The following is a 4793-nucleotide window of genomic DNA, read 5'->3' on the forward strand; positions in this document are numbered from 1 at the left end:
CTGGCCGCGCGGATCGGAGACCGGCGACGACCGCGAGCGCGGCTGGCGGGAGGCCTGTGGCGGGGGGCCGCGGCTGGTCGCCTCAGACGACGTACAGCACGCGCGGGCCGTGGTGACCGCGGCGATCGAAGACGTGGACGCAGTGGTATGCGCGAGCGACACGCTCGCCGTCGGGGCGCATCTCGCCGACGCCCGGCTGCCGGTGTACGGCTTCGACAACACTCCGGTGGCCGAGGCGTTGTGCTTCCCCAGCGTCGAGCAGCATCCGGAGCGCGTGGCCGCAGGCGCCCTCGGGCTCCTGCTCGGGCCGTCGGGCAACGTGGTGACGATCTCCGATCCGCCCGGGCACCTGCTCGTGGAGCCGCGGCTCGTCCTCCGCTGAACCGCGCGGTCCCGCTCAGAGGAAGATGTCGGGGAACAGCTCGGAGTCGGGGGTTCCGGGGACGGCAGCGTAGCGCGAGAAGTCGGTGACCCCGGCATCCCGCAGCACGTCCTCGACGATCAGGGTCTGACCGGTGCACTCGCGGGAGGGGCGCGTCAGCACCTCGTACGCGGCGTCGGCGTAGATCTCCGGCGTGCGGCTGACGCGCAGCATCCGCTCGCCGCCGAGCGCGTACCGCACCGCGGCGGTCGCGATCGTCGTCTCGGGCCACAGCGTGTTCGCGGCGATGCCGAGCGGGGCGAACTCCGCCGCCATGCCGAGGGTCGCCATCGTCATGCCGTACTTCGCGAGCGTGTAGCCGGTGTGGGCGCCCAGCCACCGCGGCGTGAGGTTCAGCGGCGGCGAGAGGGACAGGATGTGCGGGTTGGCGGCATCCTTCAGGATCGGCACCGCGGCGCGCGAGAGCATGAACGTGCCGCGCACGTTGACGTCCTGCATAAGGTCGTACTTCTTCGCGGCGAGGTCGAGCGAGCCGGACAGGTCGATCACCGACGCGTTGTTGACCACGATGTCGATGCCGCCGAACTCGCCCTCGACCGTCAGCACCGCCTCGGTGATGTCGTCGTCGCTGCGGACGTCGCCGACGATCGGCAGCGCGTTGCCGCCGGCGGCGCGGATCTGCTCCGCCGCGGTGTGCACAGTGCCCTCCAGCTTCGGATGCGGCGTGTCGGTCTTCGCCAGCAGCGCCACGTTCGCGCCGTCGCGCGCGGCCCGCACCGCGATCGCAAGGCCGATGCCCCGGCTGCCGCCGGAGATCAGCAGGGTCTTTCCGGCCAGGCTCATGGGTTCTCCTTCTCCGGGTGCTCCGCGTTCCTGCGGGCGGATGCCGCGGCGAACGCGCGGATGCGCGCCGCCGCCTCGGGCGTGTCGAACGCGGCCCCGATCGTGCGCGCCTCGTCGGCGAGGTTCTCCTCCAGGGCGCGGCCCGCGCCGGTGCGGACGAGACGCTTGGCCTGCCCGAACGCGGCGGTCGCCCCGGCGAGCCAGAACCGGGCGACCTCCTCGGCGCGGGCGGCGACCTGATCGGGCTCGACGACCTCGCTCACGAGGCCCCAGTCCAGGGCCGTGTCCGCGTCGATCGTGGTGTCGGTGAGGAGCAGCCGCAGCGCGCGGCGCTGGCCGATCGCCGCGGGCAGCAGGGTCGAGACGCCGAGGTCCGGCGTCAGGCCGATGTTCGCGTACTTCGAGACGAACCGCGCGGTCCCCGCCGCGACGATGTGGTCGGCGGTCAGCATGAGGCCGAGCCCGCCGCCGGCGACGGCGCCCTGCACGGCCGCGACGATCGGCTTGTCCGAGGTCACGAGGGTCCGGATGCCGTCGTGGATCACCCCCGCCGTCGCGGCCACCTCGGCGCCGGTCGCCCCGGAGCCCGCCATCGCGATCACATCGCCGCCGGCGCAGAAGGCCGGGCCCGCGGCATCCAGGATCACGGCCCCGATCGCCGGATCGGACGTGACCACGCGGGCGAGGTCGCGCCACCGGCCGGCCATCTCGAAGTCCATGGCGTTGAGCATCGCGGGCCGGTTGAGGGTGAGGCGGGCCAGGCCCGCGTCGACGGAGAGGAGGATCGAGTCGCTCATCGCGGTGCCATCCGAATAGCGCCGTCCAAGCGGATGGTCTCGCCGTTGAGGTATCCGTTCTCGACGACCTGCAGGACGAGCGCGGCGTACTCGTCCGGCCGGCCGAGCCGCTGCGGGTACGGGACCTGCAGCGCGAGGGAGTCCTGCGCGGCCTGCGGCAGGCCCGCGAGCATCGGCGTCTCCATGATCCCCGGCGCGATCGTGCAGACGCGGATGCCGTAGCGCGCCAGCTCCCGTGCGATCGGCAGCGTCATCGCGTGCACGCCGCCCTTGCTGGCCGCGTAGGCGGGCTGGCCGATCTGGCCGTCGAACGCGGCGACGCTCGCTGTGTTCACGATGACGCCGCGGTCGCCGTCCGCGGTGGGCTCCGTGCGGGCGATGACGGCGGATGCCTGGGCCACCACGTTGTACGTCCCGACGAGATTGACCCGGACGATGCGCTCGAAGCCCGCGAGCGGAGTCGGGATGCCGTCGCGGTCGAGCACCTTGGCGGGCGGTGCGATGCCGGCGCAGTTGACCACGACGCGCAGCGGTGCGTCGGCGGAGGCGAGGGCGACGGCATCCGCCACCTGGGCCGGGTCGGTCACGTCGGCGGGGGCGAACGAGCCGCCCGGCTCCGCGGCGATGGCGGCTCCGGCCGAGCCGGCGAGGTCGACGATCGTGACGCGGGCGCCGGCGGCGGCGAGGCGGCGGGCGGTGGCCAGGCCCAGGCCGCTCGCGCCGCCGGTGACGAGCGCCGCGGCATTCGTGAGGTCCATGTGCTCTCCCTCGAACTCGTCCCCAGCCTACGCGGGCCCCGTCACAGGCCGCGGGCGTCGGTCACCCGCCGCGGGCGTCCCGCTTACAGGCTCAACCCGCAGCGGAGCGGCTCTGAGCGGGGCGGCGGTGCACTTGGCCCTGTAAGCGGGACGCGGCGACGGTGCGCGCGGCAGCACCGTCGTGCGATGAGGTCATCGCACGACGCTCGCGCCGCGCCCTCAGCGCCGAGACGACGACCGCTCCGAGGTCCGGAGCGCCGTCGACGTACCGCTCGATCAGCGCCGCCGGCATCCCTGCTCTCGTCGCACCGTCGATGTCCTTGACCGGATCGTCGCCGACGAACAGACACTCCCCGACACCGCAGCCGAGACTCTCCGCCAGGAGCTCGAACGCCCGAGGGTCAGGCTTCTGCACGCCGATCGCCTCGGAGATGCACACGGAGTCGAATGCCGCGCGGATGCCGATCACCGCCAGCTTGTCGAGCTGTTGCTCCTCGTTGCCGTTCGTCAGCAGCCCGAGGCCGAAGCCATCGTCATGCAGCCAGTCGAGCACCCGCGGCACGTCCGGGAACGGGGCCCACGCGCGCCGGTACTCGCGCAGATAGCGGTCGAACAGGTGGTCCAGTTCGCGCTCGTCGTCGTCGAGGGCGAACCCCAGCGCCGGCAGCACGGCTCGCAGTCTGGCTCGACGTTGCTCCTGGAAGCCGATCCGCCCGGCGCGCCACTGCTCGAAGCAGCGGTCCTCGGCGGCGAACCACAGATCGAGAGCCGCTGCCGAGTCGTCGAGCCCGAGGTCCTGCAGGAAGCGCGAGGCCGCGCGCGCGGCTGATCCGCGGTGGTCGAAGAGCGTCCCGTCGAGGTCGAAGGCCACGGCACGGATCCGAATCACGGCGACCTCATCCCTCCCGCTCGACCGGCGACCAGCGCCCTCGGGTCGACCATAGCCGAGGCAGACCAGGTTCGGAGAGTTGCGCGTACTTCGGAGGATTGCGGCGAGATTCTCCGAAGTTCGCGCGATTCTCCGAGGTTCGTGCGGGCTGTGGCGGCGTCGGGAGCGGATGCAGGGCAGGCCAGAGGCGGGGCGAGCCGGATGCCGGCGGGCACCGCACCCGCGAGGATGGGGGCATGTCCATCCCCGCGCACGACATGCCCGTGCCCGCCGTCGTGCGCCGGCTCGCGCGGGGCGCGACACCGACGCCGGTGTGGGAGAACGCCCTGGGCGGCGTGACCTTCCGCACCGACGACGGGCGGTACGTGAAGGTCGGCCCGCGCCACGCCGAGACCTCCTTCGCCGCCGAGGCCGAGCGGATCGCATGGGCCGCGCCGTACCTCCGGGTTCCCGAGGTGCTCGAGCTCGGCGGCGACGACGCACACGAGTGGGTCGTGACGGCAGCCCTGCCCGGCGAGTCGGCGGTCGCGCCGCGCTGGATCGCCGATCCCGCCCGGGCCGTCCGTGCCGTGGGCGAGGGGCTCCGCGCGCTCCACGATGCACTGCCGGTGACTTCGTGTCCGTTCGAGTGGACGGTGCCGACCCGCATCGCGGGTGCCGAAGCACGCGGCATCCGCGTGCCGGAGCGCCTCCGCGAGGCCCCTCCGATCGACCGGCTCGTCGTGTGCCACGGGGATGCCTGCTGCCCCAACACCCTCGTCGGCGAGGACGGCCGCTGGAGCGGTCACGTCGACCTCGGCGCGCTCGGGGTCGGCGACCGCTGGGCCGACATCGCCGTCGCCGCGATGAGCACCGGGTGGAACTACGGGCCCGGGTGGGAGGGCGCGCTCATCGCCGCCTACGGCGTCGAGCCCGACGCGGTCCGCCTCGCCTACTACCGAGAGCTGTGGGACGCGACCTGACCGGTCGGGTCGGCCGCCGGCCCGCACCGTGCAGCATCCGCCCCGCCCGGCGCCGCCGCCCCCCGCCGCTGCCACCCCGCACCGCCGCCGGCACCGCCCCCGACCGCGAGACTCCACCGGTGCACCGAGACTGCGCGCAGGGCATGCAGTCTCGGTGCACGG

The 4793-nt window shown here is 73.6% G+C and carries 5 protein-coding genes and 1 pseudogene; 2 read left to right on the forward strand and 4 right to left on the reverse strand.

The features are described from left to right. Positions 1–382: pseudogene (locus tag QM641_RS12505) on the forward strand (LacI family transcriptional regulator); the annotation flags it as partial. A gap of 15 nt (positions 383–397) precedes the next feature. Here QM641_RS12505 and QM641_RS12510 read toward each other — a convergent pair. From QM641_RS12510 to QM641_RS12525, 4 genes are all read right to left on the reverse strand, one after another. Then, complete coding sequence (locus tag QM641_RS12510) at positions 398–1225, reverse strand: SDR family oxidoreductase (RefSeq protein WP_415116977.1); 828 nt, start codon at positions 1223–1225, stop codon at positions 398–400. Next, a complete protein-coding gene (locus QM641_RS12515) occupies positions 1222–2022 on the reverse strand; it encodes an enoyl-CoA hydratase/isomerase family protein (RefSeq protein ID WP_415116979.1) in 801 nt (266 codons plus the stop codon). The genes QM641_RS12510 and QM641_RS12515 overlap by 4 nt, the downstream gene beginning before the upstream one ends. Then, a complete protein-coding gene (locus tag QM641_RS12520) occupies positions 2019–2780 on the reverse strand; it encodes an SDR family NAD(P)-dependent oxidoreductase (protein WP_415116981.1) in 762 nt (253 codons plus the stop codon). The genes QM641_RS12515 and QM641_RS12520 overlap by 4 nt, the downstream gene beginning before the upstream one ends. A 91-nt stretch (positions 2781–2871) precedes the next feature. Further along, positions 2872–3669, reverse strand: coding sequence for an HAD family hydrolase (locus tag QM641_RS12525; protein ID WP_415116983.1), 798 nt, complete (start codon positions 3667–3669; stop codon positions 2872–2874). A gap of 236 nt (positions 3670–3905) precedes the next feature. Between QM641_RS12525 and QM641_RS12530 the strand changes: the two genes are divergently transcribed. Further along, positions 3906–4631 (forward strand): phosphotransferase, encoded by a 726-nt coding sequence (locus tag QM641_RS12530; RefSeq protein WP_415116985.1) that lies wholly within the window; start codon positions 3906–3908, stop codon positions 4629–4631. Positions 4632–4793 lie beyond the last annotated feature (162 nt).

The organism is Microbacterium sp. (genome assembly GCF_047605725.1).
Taxonomy (GTDB): Bacteria; Actinomycetota; Actinomycetes; order Actinomycetales; family Microbacteriaceae; genus Microbacterium.

What these genes read in the sequence shown, in the direction of transcription:
- QM641_RS12515 (WP_415116979.1), bottom strand. Translation starts at nt 2,022, where the DNA reads ATGAGCGACTCGATCCTCCTCTCCGTCGACGCGGGCCTGGCCCGCCTC.
- QM641_RS12530 (WP_415116985.1), top strand. Translation starts at nt 3,906, where the DNA reads ATGTCCATCCCCGCGCACGACATGCCCGTGCCCGCCGTCGTGCGCCGG.
- QM641_RS12510 (WP_415116977.1), bottom strand. Translation starts at nt 1,225, where the DNA reads ATGAGCCTGGCCGGAAAGACCCTGCTGATCTCCGGCGGCAGCCGGGGC.
- QM641_RS12520 (WP_415116981.1), bottom strand. Translation starts at nt 2,780, where the DNA reads ATGGACCTCACGAATGCCGCGGCGCTCGTCACCGGCGGCGCGAGCGGC.